Origin of the sequence: Alcanivorax sp. P2S70 (genome assembly GCF_000475295.1) — a bacterium.
GTDB classification, from domain to species: Bacteria; Pseudomonadota; Gammaproteobacteria; order Pseudomonadales; family Alcanivoracaceae; genus Alcanivorax; species Alcanivorax profundi.
In genome coordinates, this window is the sequence record NZ_AXBZ01000013.1 from 121,415 (window position 1) to 136,178 (window position 14,764).

The 14,764-nt window shown below is 59.6% G+C and carries 14 protein-coding genes; 5 read left to right on the forward strand and 9 right to left on the reverse strand.

Features of this window, described 5'->3' with window-relative positions; genetic code table 11:
- Nucleotides 1-2: 2 nt before the first annotated feature.
- The 3 genes from Q672_RS23455 to Q672_RS23465 all read right to left on the reverse strand — a co-directional run bounded on the left by Q672_RS23455 (nt 3) and on the right by Q672_RS23465 (nt 2,921).
- Nucleotides 3-1,247 carry an efflux RND transporter periplasmic adaptor subunit gene (locus Q672_RS23455; RefSeq protein ID WP_022984894.1) on the reverse strand — a complete coding sequence of 415 codons (1,245 nt, stop codon included), beginning with the start codon at nt 1,245-1,247 and terminating at the stop codon, nt 3-5.
- 59 nt (nt 1,248-1,306) lie between these two features.
- Nucleotides 1,307-2,539, reverse strand: a complete 1,233-nt coding sequence (locus tag Q672_RS23460; RefSeq protein WP_022984895.1) for a TolC family protein — start codon at nt 2,537-2,539, stop codon at nt 1,307-1,309.
- A gap of 85 nt (nt 2,540-2,624) precedes the next feature.
- Entirely contained in the window at nt 2,625-2,921 is a 297-nt protein-coding gene (locus tag Q672_RS23465) for a hypothetical protein (protein ID WP_022984896.1), read from the reverse strand.
- A 159-nt stretch (nt 2,922-3,080) separates the two neighbouring features.
- On the opposite strand from Q672_RS23465, the gene Q672_RS23470 reads away from it, so the two are divergent.
- Nucleotides 3,081-3,500 carry a PaaI family thioesterase gene (locus tag Q672_RS23470; RefSeq protein WP_022984897.1) on the forward strand — a complete coding sequence of 140 codons (420 nt, stop codon included), beginning with the start codon at nt 3,081-3,083 and terminating at the stop codon, nt 3,498-3,500.
- A 151-nt stretch (nt 3,501-3,651) separates the two neighbouring features.
- Here Q672_RS23470 and Q672_RS23475 read toward each other — a convergent pair whose 3' ends face one another.
- Nucleotides 3,652-4,710, reverse strand: coding sequence for a transporter substrate-binding domain-containing protein (locus tag Q672_RS23475; RefSeq protein ID WP_022984898.1), 1,059 nt, complete (start codon nt 4,708-4,710; stop codon nt 3,652-3,654).
- 25 nt (nt 4,711-4,735) lie between these two features.
- On the opposite strand from Q672_RS23475, the gene Q672_RS23480 reads away from it, so the two are divergent.
- Together Q672_RS23480 and Q672_RS23485 are read left to right on the forward strand one after the other, a co-directional pair.
- On the forward strand, nt 4,736-5,206 hold the full coding sequence (locus tag Q672_RS23480; protein WP_022984899.1) for a hypothetical protein: 471 nt from the start codon (nt 4,736-4,738) through the stop codon (nt 5,204-5,206).
- 168 nt (nt 5,207-5,374) lie between these two features.
- Complete coding sequence (locus tag Q672_RS23485) at nt 5,375-6,601, forward strand: alkaline phosphatase PhoX (protein ID WP_200866012.1); 1,227 nt, start codon at nt 5,375-5,377, stop codon at nt 6,599-6,601.
- Between the two features lie 157 nt (nt 6,602-6,758).
- Here Q672_RS23485 and Q672_RS23490 read toward each other — a convergent pair whose 3' ends face one another.
- Both Q672_RS23490 and Q672_RS23495 read right to left on the reverse strand, forming a co-directional pair.
- Entirely contained in the window at nt 6,759-9,821 is a 3,063-nt protein-coding gene (locus tag Q672_RS23490) for an efflux RND transporter permease subunit (protein WP_022984901.1), read from the reverse strand.
- An 11-nt stretch (nt 9,822-9,832) separates the two neighbouring features.
- A complete protein-coding gene (locus Q672_RS23495) occupies nt 9,833-10,999 on the reverse strand; it encodes an efflux RND transporter periplasmic adaptor subunit (protein WP_022984902.1) in 1,167 nt (388 codons plus the stop codon).
- Between the two features lie 89 nt (nt 11,000-11,088).
- On the opposite strand from Q672_RS23495, the gene Q672_RS23500 reads away from it, so the two are divergent.
- Both Q672_RS23500 and Q672_RS23505 read left to right on the forward strand, forming a co-directional pair.
- Complete coding sequence (locus Q672_RS23500; RefSeq protein WP_022984903.1) at nt 11,089-11,739, forward strand: TetR/AcrR family transcriptional regulator; 651 nt, start codon at nt 11,089-11,091, stop codon at nt 11,737-11,739.
- Nucleotides 11,740-11,866: 127 nt separating this feature from the next.
- Nucleotides 11,867-12,259, forward strand: a complete 393-nt coding sequence (locus Q672_RS23505) for a hypothetical protein (protein ID WP_022984904.1) — start codon at nt 11,867-11,869, stop codon at nt 12,257-12,259.
- Between the two features lie 45 nt (nt 12,260-12,304).
- On the opposite strand, the gene Q672_RS23510 is transcribed toward Q672_RS23505, so the two are convergent.
- The 3 genes from Q672_RS23510 to creD all read right to left on the reverse strand — a co-directional run bounded on the left by Q672_RS23510 (nt 12,305) and on the right by creD (nt 14,731).
- Entirely contained in the window at nt 12,305-12,979 is a 675-nt protein-coding gene (locus Q672_RS23510) for a hypothetical protein (RefSeq protein WP_022984905.1), read from the reverse strand.
- A gap of 145 nt (nt 12,980-13,124) precedes the next feature.
- Complete coding sequence (locus tag Q672_RS23515; protein ID WP_022984906.1) at nt 13,125-13,376, reverse strand: hypothetical protein; 252 nt, start codon at nt 13,374-13,376, stop codon at nt 13,125-13,127.
- On the reverse strand, nt 13,373-14,731 hold the full coding sequence (creD, locus tag Q672_RS23520) for a cell envelope integrity protein CreD (RefSeq protein WP_052017490.1): 1,359 nt from the start codon (nt 14,729-14,731) through the stop codon (nt 13,373-13,375). The genes Q672_RS23515 and creD overlap by 4 nt, the downstream gene beginning before the upstream one ends.
- Nucleotides 14,732-14,764: the final 33 nt, after the last annotated feature.

Here is a 14,764-nt window from a genome sequence, read left to right on the forward strand (position 1 = left end):
CCTCAGTGGTTGTGGATGTCGAAACCGGACTTGGCCATTTCACTGGCGAGAAAAAACGCGCCGCGAGTGACCACGCGCGTGCCAGGCTCAATGCCAGTCACGATGCGTTGTTCACCGAGCTGACCGGTGAGTTCGATTTCTACCGGCTGGTAATGGCCGGACTCTTCTTCCACAAACAATTGCCAATCGCCATCGGGCCCACGGGTGAGCGCTTCTTCCGGTACGGTTAGGGCGTTCTCCGGTGCCGCCAGCAGCAACGCCACATCGGCGAACATGCCCGGGTGCAATAGATGCCCGGCATTCGGCACTGCCACCCGCACGGACAAGGTGCGGGTAATCGGGTTCAGGCGATGACCAGACTGAATCACTTCGCCGGCCACCTTGGTCTCACCGATGATGACCTTCGCCGGGGTGCCGGTAGCGATGTGCAAACCGGGGCTGGGCGGCAAGGCCGCTTCGGCCCACAGTTCCGATTCATCCACCAGGGTGACCAGGGCGCTACCGGCAGTGAGCCATTGGCCTTGCTGGAAGGCATCGTCCAGCACCAGGCCATCGTCCGGGGCGGTTAGCGTGTAGACCCCTTTTTCGCTTTTTCCCGCTTCGATAGCGGCGATGGCCGTGTCATCCAGCCCGTAGCCTTTGGCCCGGGCACGCAGAGACTGGTACTGGCTTTGCGCATCCAGATAGCGCTGGTTGCCCACGGTCCGGCGGCCAAGATTGTTCACTCGCCGCCAGGCATCCGCCGCCACTTGCAGGTCGCTTTGCAACTCGGCCATGGCCGGACTGAACAGGGTGGCAATGGGCTCGCCTTGTGTCATGTGCTGCCCGAGGGTCGCGCTGCGTGACTGCACCTGGGAGTCGATACGCACCGGCACCACCCAGGTGCGGTACTGGTTGCTGGTGATTTCCGCCGGGACGGTCAGGGTTTGGGTGGCATTCTGCTGCGGCTGCAGGGTGAGGATTTGCAGGTTGAGCATGGCTTGTTGTTCCGACGTCAGGGTCACGCCGGTTTCTTCATGCTCATTCTGCTCACCGTGTTCGGTCTGATGATCATGACTGGCGTTGTCGTCGCCATGCGCATCCTGGGCATTGTGATCGTCGTGGGATTCCCCGGTATGAGATTCGCTTTTTTCCTGTGCCGTATCGTGATCATGACCGTGGTCATCACCCGCCCAGGCAGGGAAGGAAAGGGTGGCCAGCAGCGCGATCGCCAATGGCGTTTTCATGAACTTATTTTGCGTTTTCATAAAAATTTCCAATTTTTTGGCCTTTGCAGGAGCGTCGCAAGCGCCGCGCCTACGGCGTGTCAGGGATTCGCCAGTGCGGTTAACCACGCATCCAGCTGAGCGCTTTGCTGGAGCCATTCGATCCAGGCCTGTTGCATGGCTTCGCGCAGGGCGATGCCGGACAGGCGGGTGTCGAGGCTCTGGTTCAGCGCCAATAGATAGTTCTGGGTGGTGAGTTCACCCTGCTCCCAGACCCGTTTCAGCAAGGTGTCGTTGTCGTCCAGGCGACTCTCTGCCAGTTGTTGCCAGGTGTCCCAACGCCGCTGTTGCTGACGGAAATTGTCGCGAGCCCCTTCCAAACGGGCCCGGATATCGTTGCGGGTTTTCTCCAACAGGGCGCGCTGGGCATCACTGTCTGCCAGCGCTTGCTGGTAGGCAGGTTTACCACTGTTGAAAATGTTCAGCGGCAGACTGAAGTCCACGCCCCACAGGTTGGCATCGTCTTCCTTGCCGAAACGCACTTCCAAGGTGGGGTCGCTGTTGCGTTGCCGGTCGGCGACGGTCACGCCCTGCTCGGCCAACGCCAGTTGCTGTTCGGCCAGTTGCAGGTCGTAGTTGGCGGCCAGCCGCGTGTCCACCCCACCCCGTATCGCCAGCCCTTGCACGGTGGCATCTTCCGGTAGCGGATAGGCCGGCGACGACAGCGCCATGACTTCGCGCAGGCGGGTCACGGCTGCGGTGGTCATCGCTTCGGCTTCTGCCAACGCCTGCTGGGCCTGGCCCACGGACAGCATCGTCAGGCGGGCATCCACCTGGCCTACATCGCCGGCCTGTTCACGGCGCCGCATCAGGTCCGCCAGTGCCATCAACTGACGCTCCTGCTCACGGGCGGCGAGCAATCGGGCGTGGGCTGCGTCATACGCCACCAGGGCGCGCAGGCTTTGAGCCAGCAGATCGGCGCGGGCCTTGTCGGCCCGCAACACCGCCACGGCATCGCGCTGCTGGCGGGCCTCGCCAAGGGCTCGGCCCTTGCCGGACCAGTCCAGGGTCTGGCTGACGCCAAGGGTCTTGGTCACATCAACACTGTCTTCGTACCCGATGTTGAGCGCCGGGTTATAGAGCGGCTGGGCCGCGTTGCGGTTGTCTGCCAGCCACTGTTCCTGCCGGGCGGCAATGGCACGACTGGCGGGCAATTGGTTGACCTGTTGGCGGACCCAGGCCGCCCAATCGGCGGCACTGCTGGCCAGCGCCGGCTGCTGTACACACAGCAGGATAAACAGCGCGCCGGTGCGCACTGCGGTGGGAATTCCCATGGGGAAGCTCCTGATTTTTTAGACACAAAACGTCGCCATGCCGGGGCAGAACAAGCCCGTCGGCGCAGCACTCAGTGCGAAAAAATCAGGCGGTTATCGGTGGGCGGAAAGGGGTATCCGCGGGGGCATCCGGCAGGGCCGGGGGCAGGGCTGTCAGTTGGCGGGCCGGCGCAGGCTGGCGGGCCGGGGCACAATCGATGCCGGTCATGAAGCCATGGCACTGGCAGCAATGCTCACCGCCACGGTCCAGCACATCCTGATGGGCCTCATCCTGTTGGACCTGCTCGTAGGCAACGCCTTCATCGTGCTCGTGGTGCATGGCATCCAGCACCAGCACGTGAGTGCCGATGACAAGCAGCAATGTCCAGACCAGAGCTTTCATGAGGGTCGCCGTCGAATTAATCCATAGAGCGGAACGGATATCTTGCGAAATATTGGGACCACGGTCAAACCGGGCGGTTCCCCACGGTCATTCACAAGTGACCAAAGCGCAGGCAAAGTAGCGCCCGCGTTTGCTCCCCACCCCCACAGAGAGAACCCCATGAGCCGCCTTGATGTTGCCCGCGATGATGTCCTTGCCCACCCGCTGCACCGTGCCTGCGAGCTGGAACTGCTGCATGCAGGGGAAGGCACCAGCGAGCTCCGCTTTCAGGTGAATGATTTTACCGCCAACCCGTTGGGCGCCCTGCATGGCGGCATTCTCTATGCGTTGATGGATGTGACCTGTTTCTTTGCCGCGGTGCCGCTGCTCAAGGACAACCAGGCACCAGTGACCATCGAGACCCACAACAGCGTGTTACGAGCCGCCCAGAAAGGCGAAACCGTAGTGCTGCGCGGCCGCGCCGACCGCATCGGCCGGACCCTGGCAGCCATGCGCGCGGAAGCCTATGCGGTAAATGCCGACGGCGAAGAGCGACTGATCGCTACCGGTTCGGTAACCAAGTCTATCCTGACGGTTTAAGCTATCAGCTATCAGCTATCAGCTGTCAGCTGTGAGCTACAACCCACAAGCCACAAGCCACAAGGAAGAGAAAAACCCACCCCTTCGAAATGGGCAATGGTTTTTCTTGGCTTTTCCTCAAAGCTCAAAGCTGATAGCTGACAACTGCCTTTCACTGCCCCAGATAGCGGTTGAGCACCATGCGCCAGCTTTCCGTGGGCAGGATATCCAGCATGGCCTGGTCCAGGGTTTCGCGCAGCGGGCTACCGTTGGCCACGGCAAAGGCATAACTTTCTTCGCGGACCAGCTTGGGCAGCACCAATAGATTGTCGTCTTCACGCTCACTCAGGATATAGCGCATCACCGGCGCATCCCCTACCGCAGCATCCGCCTGCCCCAGGGCTACCGCTCGCAGCGCTTTTTCGGTGTTATCAAAACGCTGGTGTTTGATGCCATTGGCCGACAGCCACTGGGCGCCACTGGTATTGGCAACGGCCGCCACAGTGACACGCGGCAGATCACCGGCGCCATCAATACGGGTTTGCAGCTGGTTCACGGTCACACTGGAAGCAATGGCCGCCGTAAAACCGGAAATGGTGATAATGCTGACGAACATCCACACCAGCCCCAGCACCCGGCCACCCAGACTCACCGGCGCCTTGTCGCCATACCCCACTGTGGTCATGGTTACCGCAGACCACCAGAAACCATTGCCAATCCCTTCGCTGACACTGCCACCGAATTGCTGCGGGTTCTTGCGTCGCTCCAGCAACCAGATCAACAACCCGACCAGCAGCAACACCAGCACCAATGCCAGCACGGCCGAAAAGAACTTCCAGCTGAACAGGCTGCGCAACGTGGTGCTCCAGCCGCCGGGCTCACTGCGGGTGGCGATACCCAACCCGGCCCGGTACATGGGCTGGGTAAAGTCCAATCGCCGCTCGCGCTCGGCGGTAACACTGATGGCACCGATGGCCACATCAGCCTGGCCCAACTCTACCGCTTCCAGCATGTCTGCCAGGGTCTTGTAGGGACGCAGGCGATATTCCAGCCCCGCCTTGTCAGCCACGCTTTCCCACAGCTCCACACTCACACCGTCCCAGCGATCCCCTTCCGGATAGCTGAACGGCGGTGACGCTTTCACGGCCACCGTGAGTGGTGCCGCCGATGCGACAGACGAAAGCAGCACCCACAGACAGGTGAACAGGAAAAGCGGTATTCTGGCAGTCAATGTTATCCCTCCGACCCGGCACCCCATGAAACAGACGCTCGCGGCCATCGTTATCATTTTTCATATGCTTGCCGCGCAGGGTAGCGGGGCCCACGGCATCTTGCCAGACGAGATCCCCATGGCCGGCGGCACCGCCCTGCGCGAACCCGGCCCGCTGCCGGCACTGCCCGTAAGTTTCGATCACCACTGGCAACCGGCCACATTGCGTGTGCAGCACACCGCCGCCGTGGCGTTATCCGTCACCAATCACAGCACCGACTGGCACCTGTTCGCCCTGGGGGACGGCACCGCGTTACGCGACCAGAACCTGATCCACCGGCTGATGCCGGACTTGCGCAAGGACTACCCCAATACCCGACTCAGTGAACCCGGCAGCACCGTGACCCTGCCCTGGCGCTTTGATCAGGTGGGCGAGTTCGAGCTGCGCTGTGTACGCGCCGAGCATCAGGGACATTCCCCGCCGCTGCCCATCCAGGTGCTTCCCGCAACACCCTGAACCGGCCAGGTCCCGGCCGCACCACAGAGTGAACTTTTGGTTACGCTGGCAAGAAACGTGACCGGCTTCATGGGGTGCACTGGCAAGGTTTGCACGCTGTCACCCAAATTGACTTATTTCCTCGCTAGGCTTGCCGCCTGTCCATTCACTTTCATGGAGGAAGCCACCGTGCACAACAAGGCAGCCCTGTCCCGTCGCGACCTGTTGAAGAAAGGCTCAACCGGCCTTGCCGCCCTGGCCATTGGCCCCAGTTTGCTGGCGATCAGTCAGCCGCTGGCCGCCCGCACCCTCGCCAACATTGGCGAATTGCAGTGCCCCGATGCCAACGGCATGCGCCTGCCTGCGGGCTTTTCCTCCCGAGTGATTGCCGCCGCCGGACAACGGGTGCGACGCAGTTTCTGGAACCGTACCCACTACCGCTGGCACAGCTACCCCGACGGTGGCGCCACCTTCGCCACCCCGGATGGCGGCTGGGTGTATGTGTCCAACAGCGAAACCATCAGCCTGTTGGGCGGCGGCGCCGGCGCTATCCGTTTCCATGCCGACGGCAGCATCAACGACGCTTACCGGATTCTGGGCGGCACCAACATCAACTGTGCTGGTGGCCCGACCCCCTGGCAGACCTGGCTGTCCTGTGAAGAAGTGGATTTCGGCCGCGTGTACGAGTGCGACCCGTTTGGCGCCCGCCCGGCCCGGGTGCGTCGTGGTCTGGGTTACTTCAAACACGAAGCCGCGGCAGTAGACCCGGTGTTCAACATGGTCTATCTCACCGAAGACGAAGGCGACGGTCGTTTCTACCGCTTTATCCCCGCTGGCCACCATCACGATGGCTCCCTGAATCTGGATGAGGGGATCCTGCAAGTGGCGGCCATGGATAGCCAGGGGTATGTGGAGTGGCTGGACCTGCCCAACCCCACCCCCAATGCCCTGCAGGCACCCACCCGTGAACAACTGCCCCAAAGCAGCGCCTTCGATGGTGGCGAGGGCTGCTGGTACAGCCACGGTTTTGTGTATTTCACCACCAAGGGTGACAACAAGGTGTGGCAGCTGGACACCAATCTGAATCGGCTCACGGTGGTCTACGATGCCGCCACCTCAACCAACCCGATTCTCACCGGTGTGGACAACCTGACTGTCTCCAGCGGTGGCGACCTGCTGGTGGCCGAAGACGGTGGCGACATGCAAATTGTGGTGATTGATACGGATGGCAAGGTGGCCCCGCTGTTGCAGGTCACCGGCCAGGATGATTCCGAGATTACCGGCCCGGCCTTCAGCCCGGATGGCACCCGTCTGTACTTCAGTTCGCAACGGGGCAGTGACATTTTTGGTGGCGGCAACGGCTTCGGCATTACCTACGAAATCACCGGGCCATTCCAGCAATTCGTGACGCTCTGAAGCGTGTAGCAGGAGCGAATAACCGACGCTCCTACGGAAAAAGGGCATTAATTAAACCAGGCTTTCGCGGAAATCCGTGATGAACCATAAAAAAGCCCCGGCAGGGGCCGGGGCAAGGGGAATACCGGAAACTGTCCGGCAACAGATTCAGCGTTCGTTACGGCTGTGGCGCGTGCTCTTCCTTGACCCGGAACCAGGCCGCATAGAGTGCCGGCAGGAACAGCAGAGTTAGGGCGGTGGCGACAATCAAGCCCCCCATGATTGCCACGGCCATGGGGCCAAAGAACACGCTCCGCGACAGCGGAATCATGGCCAGCACCGCGGTCAGGGCGGTAAGGGCGATGGGCCGGAAGCGGCGCACGGTGGATTCGATAATCGCATCCCAGGCGGTCAGCCCCTGCGCCATGTCTTGACCAATCTGGTCCACCAGAATCACCGCGTTACGCATGATCATGCCCGCCAAAGCGATGGTGCCGAGCATGGCCACAAAGCCGAACGGTTTCTGGAACAACAACAGGAACAGGGTGACGCCGATAAGCCCCAGCGGCGCGGTCACAAAGACCATCAGTGACAACGGCATGCTGCGTAGCTGCAACATCAACAAGGTAATCACCACCAGCACGAACAGGGGCATGCCTGCATTCACGGATTGCTGGCCACGGGCCGACTCTTCCACCGTACCGCCCACTTCCAACAGGTAACCCGGCGGCAGGTCTGCCTGCACCGCGGCAAGGGTCGGCATTATTTCGTTCACCAGTGTGGCCGGTAGCGCATCATCGGCAATGTCCGCACGAATGGTCACCGTGGGCAACCGGTCCCGGTGCCAAATGATGCCTTCCTCAAAGCCATACTCCAGTGTCGCGATCTGGTTCAACGGCACCCGCCCGTTTTCCGTTTGTACGGCCAGGTTGCCAAGCAGCCCAAGGGCGTGTCGCTCGCGGCTGTCGCCACGCACTTCCACATTGATCAGCTCGTTGTCTTCCCGGAACTGGCTCACCACCACCCCGGACAGGGACGCCTGCAGCGCCACCGACAAATCCTGGGTGCTGATACCCAGGGTCCGGGCACGGTCCTGGTCCACATTCAGACGCACTACCTTGCTGGGCTCTTCCCAGTCCAGATGCGCGTTGATGGTGTGCGGATTGGCACGCACTTTTTCTGCTACCCGGCGAGCCAACTCGCGCACCTGCGGAATGTGTTCACCGGAAACACGGAATTGCAGCGGGTAACCCACCGGTGGCCCGTTCTCCAGACGCGATACACGACTGCGCACCGTCGGGAACTGATCGTTGAGCAACTGAATCAGCCAGCTTCGCACTTCTTCGCGCTCTTCCACATTGCGAGTCAGGATCACAAACTGTGCCTGTGATGCGGCCGGCAACTTCTGATCCAGAGACAGATAGAAACGGGGCGATCCGCTTCCCATGTAGCCCACGTAATTTTCAATCAGCGGGTTTTCGCCAAGCTGGTTTTCCAGACGCAACGCCAATTCCTGGGTGGCATTGAGCGAGGCCCCTTCTTCCAGTTTCAGGTCCACCATCAGCTCCAGACGTCCTGAAGCCGGGAAGAACTGCTGCGGCACAAAACGGAACAGGAAGACCGAGAAAAAGAAGATGCCGACCGTAATGGCAATCACCGTTTTGCGGTAACGCACACACCACTCCACCCATTGGCGGAACTTGCGATAAAACGGTTTCTGGTAAGGGTCGTGCACTTCGCCATCACGGTTATGACGCACCAGGCTCGGCAGCAACTTGTCACCCAGGTAGGGCACGAACACCACCGCCGCCACCCAGGACGCCAGCAACGAAATCGTCACCACCTGGAAGATGGAGCGGGTGTATTCCCCGGTGCTGGATTCTGCGGTGGCAATGGGCAGGAAGCCGGCCGCGGTGATCAGGGTCCCGGTGAGCATGGGGAACGCGGTACTGGTCCAGGCAAAGCCCGCTGCCTTGAGGCGACTGAAGCCCTGCTCCATCTTGATGGCCATCATCTCCACGGCAATGATGGCATCGTCCACCATCAGCCCCAGCGCCAGCACCAGCGCCCCGAGAGAAATCTTGTGCAGGCCGATATCAAAATACTTCATGGACGCAAAGGTGATCGCCAGCACCAGCGGAATCGACAGTGCCACCACCATGCCGGTGCGCCAACCCAGCGAGAAAAAACTCACCAGCAGCACAATCACCAACGCTTCCATCAACACCTGAACGAATTCGCCCACCCCGGCTTCCACCGCCGCTGGCTGATCGGAAACCTTGCGCAGCTCCATACCGATGGGAAGGCTTTTCTGAAGTTCGGCAAACGCCTTGTCCAGGTTCTCACCCAACTGAAGAATGTCCCCGCCTTCTTTCATGGAAACCGCAATACCAATGGCATCTTCTCCCATGAAACGCATGCGCGGCTGGAACGGGTCACTGAAGCCACGGTACACATTGGCGATGTCATCGAGACGCAGGGTGCGGTTGTCGACCTGAATCGGGAAGTTGCGAATGTCATCTACGCTGGTGAATTCACCCGATACGCGCAAACGTACACGATCGGTCGGGGTTTCAAAAAAACCGGCATCGGCAACCGTATTCTGCGACTGTAGTGCCTGCTGCACCGTTACCAGGGGGATCCCCAGCGAAGCCAGTTTGGTGTTGGAAATCTCGACCCAGATTTTTTCATCCTGCAGGCCAATCAGCTCCACCTTGCCGACGTCGTCCACCCGTTGCAGCGTTAGCTGCAAACGGTCGGCGTAGTCTTTCATGATGGCGTAATCGAAGCCCTTGCCGGTGAGCGCATAGATATTGCCAAAGGTGGTACCGAACTCGTCATTGAAAAATGGGCCGCGCACATCCTGTGGCAGGGTGTGGCGGATATCGCCCACTTTCTTGCGCACCTGGTACCACAGATCATCGATATCGGTTGAGCGCATTTCGTCCCGCGCCATAAACATGACCAGCGACTGACCCGGCCTTGAGTAAGACTGGATGCGTTCGAAGTCACCGGTTTCCATCAATTTCTTTTCAATGCGCTCGGTAATCTGCCGGGAGACTTCTTCGGCACTGGCACCGGGCCACAGGGTATTGATGGTCATGACTTTGAAGGTGAACGGCGGATCTTCACTCTGGCCAAGATTGGCGTAGGAAATCGCCCCGATGGCACCGAGCAGCAACATGGCATAGAGCACCAGCGCGCGGTTTTTCAGTGCCCATTCCGACAGGTTGAACGACATGGCAGCTCCCCTTATTCGCCCTGATCGACAGGTTCGTCTGCCGGCTCGGCCGGGGCAGATTCCTGCTGCGACACCTCTGCCGTGGCGGCGAGCTCCACCTGGCGGTTCTGGCGATCCACGGGAATCACCACCTGGCCATCGCGCACCAGATGGGTGCCTGCGGCCACAATCCAGTCATCGGCCTGCAAGCCGGACAGCACCGGCACCACCTGCTCCTGGTAGGGGCCCACTTCCACCGGGGTTTTTACCAGGGCGCTGTCGTCCGGATTCACTACCCACACATAGGTCGCGTCTTCTTCCGCGGTCAGGGCGGAGAGAGGAATGCTGAGCACATCATTGTCTGCCCCACTGACAAATACCCGGGCAGACTGGCCAAGCTCCGCTCCGACCTGGTCGTTGTCAAAAGCGACTCGCGCTTCATAGGTCCGCGAACGGGGGTCCGCCGCTGGCGACAGCTCACGCAGTTTGCCGGGGAAGACCTGCCCCGGACGGGACCACAGTTCAATGGCCACCGGCATGCCGATGGTAAACCGGCCTACATCCTGCTCGGGCAGATCAATGCGCACTTCGCGATCACCATCGGCAGCCAACACAAACACCGTCTGGCCGGCGGCCACCACCTGCCCGGCTTCCGCCAGACGCTGGGCAATCACGCCGTCACGGGGGGCCTTCAGGGAGGCGTAATCTGCCTGATTGCGGGCCACATCCAGATTGGCACGGGCCTGCCGCAGCTGGGCAGCACTGGCATCGAAGCGGCTTTCGAAGGAATCAAACTGGGACCGGCTGATCACCCTGCGCTCCAGCAGTTCGCGATAGCGCTCCAGCTCGCTTCTGGCCAGCTTGTGATCTGCCTGGGCAGAGGCAAACTGGGCCCGTGCCGCATCCAGCTGCAAGCGCACATCGTCGGTATCCAGCTTGGCCAGACTGGTGCCCTTACTGACCCGGTCCCCCACATCCACTTGCCGCTGGCTGATCTTGCCTCCAATGCGGAATCCCAGCTGCGGTTCATAGCGCGCCCGGATTTCGCCCGGGAACACATCCTGCCCCACATTGGCCGATAACGGCTGGGTCACCAGCGCCGGACGGGGAATCTCGTTGTGGTTGGTGTCCCCATCGGAACACCCCTGCAGAGCCAGCAAACCGGCCAGCAGGCCAGGGAATACGGTGTTACGCAACATGTCAGTACCCTCGGTCACCGGTCATTGCCGGTATGCTATACTGGCGAGTATAGTAAGTTTGTTAAACTGAACCGTCCAGTATTGAAAATATGACCCAGACCGTCCCTGCGGCCAATCGCGGCCGCCCCAAAGACCCCGCCAAGCGCGCAGCCATCCTGGAAGCGGCGAAAACCCTGTTTCTTGCCGGGGGATTCAGCGGCACCAGCATGGATGCTGTCGCCAAAGAAGCCGGCGTCTCCAAACTCACCGTCTACAGTCACTTCAGCGACAAGGAGACCCTGTTCTCCGCCGCTATCGAAGCGAAATGCCAGAACATGTTGCCCATGCCGATTTTCGAGCTGGAACCCGGGCAACCGATCCGCACCACCCTGACCCGGATCGGGCTGGCGTTTCTGGACCTGATCCACACCCCGGAAGTGATTGAGCTTCAGCGCCTGATGGGCAGCCTGGCCACCCAGGACACGGCCATGTCACAGCTGTTTTTCGAAGCCGGCCCGCAGCGTACGCTGACCGCCATGGAAAACCTGGTCCGTCATGCCAGCGATGCCGGCCTGCTGGACGTGCCCGATCCGCGTCAGGCCGCCAATAACTTTTTCAGTTTGCTGCAGGGCTGTGAGCACATGCGCGTCATGATCGGTTACTCCGAGCCCATGACCGCCTGCGAAGCCCAACCCCACGCCGAACAGGTCGTCGACATGTTCCTGCGCGCTTACGGTGTCCCCCCAGGTTCCAGCGCTTAACACTTCGCTACACAATGCCCGGAAACCTACCCCATATGGGGTACGCTTTGCGTGCACGCACTCCCTAGAATGTAACGGTCGGCTCTGTTGTTTGTGTCGGCCCAACATTCTTTAAGGGAGCGAAATCATGAAATGGACGTTTGGCCTTGCCGCCCTGCTGCTACCGGCACTTACCCTGGCGGATTACTACTCATCCGTGGACGACGATACCTGCTGGGACGGAAAAACCAGCAGAAACAGCCCCTGCATGGTGGTCGATAATGATCGCTGGAGTCAGTATTCCGAAGGTCAGTTTATCGTTACCTACCGCAACGTCTGTGACCACCGTATCTATGCCCGATTCTGCAACGAGCGCAAAGACGGCACGGAAGACTGCGGTGCATCCGGGATCTCTCCCGGCAAAACCAAGAACTGGTCGACCTACCGCGCCAATGGTCGCTACTCTTATAAGTGGATTGGCGTTACCAAAGGCTCCATGGACTGGGTTTGCTCCGGCAAAGTGAACGGCTGGCACGACTAAAAAAAAGGCCTGCAAAGCAGGCCTTTTTTGACTCTTCGGTTAGGGTTAGAACGATTTCCTTACCCCAATAGAAAAGTAATCGTACTCAATATCCGCATCTGTAGCACCGGCCTTCAGTTCGTGTGTCGCATCGACATATCCCAGCACCAGTTGCGGAGCTTCCGGCGCAAACGAAATGGCCACATCCAGCCCCAACAGCTCCGGATCTATGTCGACAGTCTGACTGCCTGCCTTGGTATCGGTACTGCCCATGTTGTACCACAGGGCCGCTTCGATCATCTCGACGTTCACCCGGGCACCCACTTCCAGACCATAGCCTTCACCGGCCACATTGGTGTAAGTGGGGCGACTGAAACCCATGACTCCATACACATCCAGCATGTCAGCAATGGGAAGATGCGCGCCCACCCCGATAAACGTCATGTCGTTAATCACGGCATTGTCTACGCCCAGAAAGGTGCCATCACTGTCATCGTAATCCAGCGCGTGGTGACGTCCCATGACCAGCATATAATCGCCAATCTCGAACGCGCCTTGCAGGGCAAAACCCTGCTCTACATCCAGGCTCTCACTGCTGAGCCCGGAGGATTTTAGTTGGGTATCACCAGACACCACATAGTCGAATTGCACGTAATTGTAGGAAGGCGCTTCCGCCATTACATGCTGGCCGGCAGCAGCAATCACCGTGGCCATCGCAACACGCATCGTTTTCTTGTTCATCATTTTCTCCCTGAATTGAAAAGACAGGCCAGTACTGCCTCAGGTCTGATTACATCCTTCCCTGACCCGGATTCAGAATTAATGCAATTGTCACAATTTCGCAATAGCGAACTAAAATAAACAACATAAATGCCCCTCACCGGTTTCAGTATTGGGGATGAGGTATCTTGCTGCGCTGCACAATACGGCTTTGCAACAGGCCACGTGCCCGCCGGGAGGCCCCAAGCCTCAGCCAGATTGCGGCCAGCAACCCAATGGCAACCGGATCATCGCCATTTGTTGCCATCGATTGTTGCACCACTCTCAACGCCTGCATGCAGCAATAGCGGTGGAATAGCGGCGTTGCATCGGCTTCCTTCAACAACACCATGACCCGCGCCCTTTCCTTTTTTTTCATGGCATGTTTCGCTCTTTCAACAGACTTTCCTGGCCGGTTTTACGCACCGAAGCAAAGCTGTACCAATCCAGTTTTCGCGTCACCAACATGACGCTGGCCAGTGCGGCAAACAACAGCAGGGCCCCCATCAGCAAGGCGTAGTCTTCTGCCATCAGAATGCCGTAGATCAACACCATCACCAGCAGCAAACTCCCTGCAAACAGCCAGCCACTTTTTAACGAACGCATCACCGCCATTAGATACACCCCAATAAGGGCACAACAGGCCAGCGCGGCGCAGGCATAGGCCAACGCAAAGTCGATGTGCTCACTCAACGCCACCAGCAACATGTAGAACATGGCCAACGACAACCCCACCAACAAGTACTGCATGGCGTGCAGGGGGTAGCGGCGAAGAACCTCAAAAAGAAAGAATGCGGCAAACGTCAGGCCGACGATCAGAAAACTGTATTTCAGTGCCCGCTCACTGGAGAGCAAACCGGTAACCGGCTGCACCAGCCGTACCCGCAACGCCTGATCCGCATCACCGCAGGCCGCATCCCCCCGGGCACAGTGAATGGCACTGGCCGCCGCCAGACTGTTGGTACGCCATTGACTGGTGAAGCCTGCATCGCTGATCTCGCGCTCCACTGGCAGCACCAGGCCTTCGAAACTCGGATGGGGCCAGTCTGACCGCAATGCCATACGGGTCTCCTTGGCCAACGGCAGCATGCCGAACGATTGGGTACCGTTAAGGTTGAGTCGAATCTTGACGGTGAATGCTCCCTGCAAGGTGTCGGGTAACGCCACGGCAATGGCATGGGTTCCTACTCCCTTTGGTAGTTGCTCTGCTTCCATCAACGCCAGCGGGACATCATTAACCAGAACCTGGGGGCGCTCTACCAGACCCCGAAGATCCCTGATTTGAAATAACAGCAAAGGCGATGACGAGGACACCACCCGGGCATCAGACGACGGCTCACGCCAGTTGGCAGGAAAAACCGCCTCCAGATGGAGCAGGGTACGATAGACCGGCACACCATAAATTCCGCGATATCGCATCTCCGTCTGCATGTCCCCATCCAGCGACAGGCTGTCGGGGATTAGGCTGTCCAACTCGATATGATGGCGCACAGTCATGCAGCCACTACCCTCGCAATCCGGCTTCTCGCTCCAGCTTCTTACTGTCCGGGGCACCACAATCATGGGGCCACCCAGCTGTTGTTCTCCACTGATCTGTCTGGCGATCTGGTCCCCGACCTGCCACGCTTCGCTTTCCCGCTCAGAGATCTTTCCCTGAATCATCAGTAACGGCACCACCAGCACCAGCATCAGCCCGCCGATGGTCAGCATCTTTATTAACAAATTGGGTCGCATTGCCTTTTCCCTCGCAGTCATCATCAGAGGAGA

Bases quoted from the DNA above. Each gene is read 5' to 3' on its own strand.
- Q672_RS23505 (WP_022984904.1), top strand. From the start codon at position 11,867: ATGAAATGGACGTTTGGCCTTGCCGCCCTGCTGCTACCGGCACTTACC.
- Q672_RS23500 (WP_022984903.1), top strand. From the start codon at position 11,089: ATGACCCAGACCGTCCCTGCGGCCAATCGCGGCCGCCCCAAAGACCCC.
- Q672_RS23490 (WP_022984901.1), bottom strand. From the start codon at position 9,821: ATGTCGTTCAACCTGTCGGAATGGGCACTGAAAAACCGCGCGCTGGTG.
- creD (WP_052017490.1), bottom strand. From the start codon at position 14,731: ATGCGACCCAATTTGTTAATAAAGATGCTGACCATCGGCGGGCTGATG.
- Q672_RS23480 (WP_022984899.1), top strand. From the start codon at position 4,736: ATGAAACAGACGCTCGCGGCCATCGTTATCATTTTTCATATGCTTGCC.
- Q672_RS23470 (WP_022984897.1), top strand. From the start codon at position 3,081: ATGAGCCGCCTTGATGTTGCCCGCGATGATGTCCTTGCCCACCCGCTG.
- Q672_RS23515 (WP_022984906.1), bottom strand. From the start codon at position 13,376: ATGAAAAAAAAGGAAAGGGCGCGGGTCATGGTGTTGTTGAAGGAAGCC.
- Q672_RS23495 (WP_022984902.1), bottom strand. From the start codon at position 10,999: ATGTTGCGTAACACCGTATTCCCTGGCCTGCTGGCCGGTTTGCTGGCT.
- Q672_RS23465 (WP_022984896.1), bottom strand. From the start codon at position 2,921: ATGAAAGCTCTGGTCTGGACATTGCTGCTTGTCATCGGCACTCACGTG.
- Q672_RS23510 (WP_022984905.1), bottom strand. From the start codon at position 12,979: ATGAACAAGAAAACGATGCGTGTTGCGATGGCCACGGTGATTGCTGCT.
- Q672_RS23455 (WP_022984894.1), bottom strand. From the start codon at position 1,247: ATGAAAACGCAAAATAAGTTCATGAAAACGCCATTGGCGATCGCGCTG.
- Q672_RS23460 (WP_022984895.1), bottom strand. From the start codon at position 2,539: ATGGGAATTCCCACCGCAGTGCGCACCGGCGCGCTGTTTATCCTGCTG.